Source organism: Nostoc sp. CHAB 5715 (assembly GCF_020829685.1).
Taxonomy (GTDB): Bacteria; Cyanobacteriota; Cyanobacteriia; order Cyanobacteriales; family Nostocaceae; genus Nostoc.
On the sequence record NZ_JAIVFR010000755.1, the window covers coordinates 1 to 3,753 of the forward strand.

3 protein-coding genes are annotated in these 3,753 nt (G+C 45.6%); all 3 read right to left on the reverse strand.

Translation table 11 applies throughout. From position 1 onward, the window contains the following. Positions 1 to 114 precede the first annotated feature (114 nt). Positions 115 to 1,626: a plasmid replication protein, CyRepA1 family gene (locus LC574_RS38600; RefSeq protein ID WP_306422179.1), complete on the reverse strand. Its 1,512-nt coding sequence runs from the start codon at positions 1,624 to 1,626 to the stop codon at positions 115 to 117. After that, entirely contained in the window at positions 1,616 to 2,848 is a 1,233-nt protein-coding gene (locus tag LC574_RS38605; protein ID WP_306422180.1) for a DUF3854 domain-containing protein, read from the reverse strand. The genes LC574_RS38600 and LC574_RS38605 overlap by 11 nt, the downstream gene beginning before the upstream one ends. A gap of 200 nt (positions 2,849 to 3,048) precedes the next feature. Beyond that, positions 3,049 to 3,174 (reverse strand): hypothetical protein, encoded by a 126-nt coding sequence (locus LC574_RS38330; RefSeq protein WP_267871731.1) that lies wholly within the window; start codon positions 3,172 to 3,174, stop codon positions 3,049 to 3,051. Between the last annotated feature and the right edge of the window lie 579 nt (positions 3,175 to 3,753).

The window sequence follows — 3,753 nt, forward strand, 5'->3', positions numbered from 1 at the left end:
AGGTTGACGGTTCTTAAGGGATTACAAAACGAGCAAGAACTCCAGTTTCTTCTCAATCCACTCACGTATGACCTACTGGAGACTTTCCAAATTCCCCAAAAAATCCAGAAGTCTTTAAAGTTGTTGCCCCAAGAAACCCAACTGACCAAAAATCTGCGGTTGTGCCTCCTCAAACACCACCATCACACCCCAACGCTCATCGCTTTTAAGGGTAGAGAGAAACTCTTTAATCGCATCCACACCAGACTCTAGCCGTTCCATGAAGCTGACAACGTAACATTTAACCTGCTGCCACCATGAATCAGTGGGGTTTTCCTGTCCGCCCATATCCTCATTACTGGGGAGTGATGTTGTGTCAGTAATTGGTGTTGGTACATTTATATTACTACTGACTGACACCAACTCCCGACTTAACCACTGCTTAAAAATACAATCACGCCCATCGTTAGGAGTAACAAATTTATAAACACACTCCCGCTTCCCCCTCGGCCCCAACCGCCCAATGTATGACAGCCGCAGATCAATCTTGTCCAGCAATTTCTGAGCGATCGCAATGGAAGTCAGTTTTTCCGAAATAGTCACGTTCAAGTAATTCTTGATCAAGAACCGATGCTGTAGTGCGATCGCCTTAAATTTCTGCATTCTCTCATCAGAACCTCGTAACTTCTCCCCAGGCGTAAGCAACTGCAACAGATTCAGGCTTTCCAACAACAGCACCGACGACAACATCTGCCCCTTGTTAAAATCTGGCTTCCAAATAGCATTCTCCCCAGCCTCAGCCTGTGCCTTTGCCCGTTTGCTGTCCCGGCTGGTCAAAAACTCCCGCCCCACAGTGAGATAATAGTGCAACCGCAGTTGGGGATACCAGCCGTTATCATCCTTTTCGACTAATTCGGGTGTCACTTCAACTTCGTAACGTCGGGACAATTCACCCTTACACTGTTGGTATCTTTCTTCTTTCATTTTCACCCGCTTTTCTTGCAGCTTCTTCAGTTCGGCATCTGACACATCTTCAGATTTAGAAACCCCCAGGCATTCACTCCTATACAATTCTTTGGATGCTGCTTTCACTTCTTTGACGACTTCCTTGGTTTCGTCGGGGTCAGAATCATCAGCATCAATAAGGGTGTACCCATCAGTTTCCAAGCCCTTCAGCACAAATTCACGATAACGGCGCATCTCGACGTTGATAACAGCCCCACGCTTGCCCCAGGTTTGTAAAGATTCGGGTTGAAATTTCTGATCAATGAACGAGTAATCATCATTATCCGAAGCTGACAACAGAGCGATATTGGCTTGTGTTGCGATATCCTGACTTCGCAATAATCCACCCATAGAGGTTGAAGCATTGCCCACAGTTCCCATACCGTACTGGCTAACCCAGATGTGACGGTCAACAGTTTCGCGCAACCGTGCCAACATCTGCCGTACAGAGTTCACAGGCTGCACTCCCTGGAATATCCCCCAGACTGCATCAAAGTGTCCTCGAATATCGATGGAAACGCCTGTTTCCAAGCTGGGTGAGGCTATCACTAAATCATACTGGGTTAGGATTTCGTTGAGATGGGCAATACACTCAAAAGCTGGGTGTGCTGGGTCTAAAACAGAATGACTGTCAATTCTCAAAATCCGTTGACCAGTCGTTGGGGTTGAATCGCGCTTGACTATCTTTGTGCAAAGAATCCACGCACACGCCATACCCCAGCAAGCCGCCTGTGTCGGATGTGTGAATTTCGCTAACGTAATCGACTCCGAAGCGATCGGACAATGCCTCACCCAATTGGATACGATGGGTGATGATGAGAACCCGCCGCCCTTGGTCGTGTGCTTTAGCAACTTCATGAGTTAACCACTCCGTTTTACCAGTTCCCTTGGGAGCTTTGAGGACAATCAGTTTTTCGCCTTCGGGTACAAGCAACTGACCGAGAAATCTTTGGTTGAGTATGATTGCTGGCGGGTAAGTCAGCAGGGTAAATAGCTTGATTTCCCATAGCTCCAACGTTTCGGTGGTGTTGTACAGTGCATGGAAAGCATCACAGCCTTGGGCAACGACAAAATCATCAACTCCCTTTTCGGTTCCTGGTAGGTCAATCACTCGTAGCTGGCAACCAGAGTTTATGAGCAATCGCCCCATACGAGTAATTGCTGTTCTTACTCTTTGAACAGTTTCGGGCTTAGTATCGTGGTCAAAGCAGATATTGACAGGTCTACCGGATGTGGCAAAATGCGCCAAGTCGGGGATGAGCAAAGGTTTACCAATGGCAGTCCCATACTCATCAGAGGGTGTACGGTAGCCAGCGTTTACTCCACTGATGGCGATCGCAGCATAACCAGCCGTCAACAAACAAGCGGCTTTCTTGGCTCCCTCGACAATCACAACTAGTACATTATTTTTCCAGACCCAATGCCAGAAACCACCGTGATGTTGCAGGTCTTGATCAGTGATTGGGATACCACAACGATTCGACACTTTTACCCAAATCTTGTTGGTGACGAAGAAGAACAAAGCCCTGGTCTGCTCTTTGTATGGATGCTCGTATTTAATATGTTTGTGAATTTTCTGCGGATCGCGCCTTGGCTTGTCTGGTTTGAAGCAGCCCCAGAGCATTTGTTGATAATCATTGAGTGGATCAACGCCACTACACCACCAACCCCCGTGTTCAATATGTTGGTATTTCTTCAAGTCTCTGTCTCGGAGTCGTCCGTCGTTGCGGCGGGAGATTTTGGGACTGTACAACAGATAATCGTAAGGCAATGTACCGGACAGCGACTGCACGTTTAGGGCAATCAATTCTTCGTCTACTCCACTGTTGAGCCATTCAGTTAAATGATTTGATTCGAGATTCATATCTCCTCCTATAAACGCATGGAAAAGTAAGCGATATCGAGTCATACCGCTTTGAAATACTCAAGAAATAGGCAGTGGTTAAAAAACCGTTACTCAAAGTTCAGGACTTGTTGTGATTACTTGTAAATAGAGCAGTAGTACACCTGAACTAAAGCACGAATATAATAAACTATTTTTATTTTTGGAAATTTGGTGAAAACTCAAAACATAGCAGGAATTCTCATTATGAGAATTGCTGGATGACATCGGGCAGCGATCTTTGCCGAGTAACCAGTGCGATCGCTTTTTACTCGGTGAGGAGTGCTGATTGATTGAAACCTAGACATATTGCTTTCTCCTGATGAGTGGGAGAATTTGAGGGCGTTGCTATTGTATATTTGGCTAGTTGCTTTAGTGTTGAAACAAAATGCGGAATGTTTAAGCTCAATCGTGAATAACTAAACAACCTAGTGTTCTCCTGTGGTGATCGCGGCTTTTAGGCGTGCAGTCGCTTTTAATTTTTTTACCACTACCCAAAAGCCATACTGAAAAATTTTTAGCTCTAGAAGGAAAAACAGTTACACTAACGAATGAATGCTTAAGCACATACCATCAAAGGGTGATCGCATCAGTGCTAGGCGACTCTTGCCTAGCTTTTGAAAATTCTCTAAGTTAGACGTGGCTATCCTTTGCAGAAGAGCTAGTTCAGGTAATTGCTCTAGCATTGCTCAAGCAACGTAAGCGTTTGCTGTTATTGGCAATCGCTTTTCTGTCGAATACCAGTCTAAGTTGGAGGAAAACCCGCATTTCTCACAAACTCAGAGAACCCGGGGGGCAAAAACTGCTAGAATGTATATATAATAAGCACTTCAGCTATTTTGAAATATGACTCGACCCGCAACGCGATCGATACCAAAGGAGTTCAG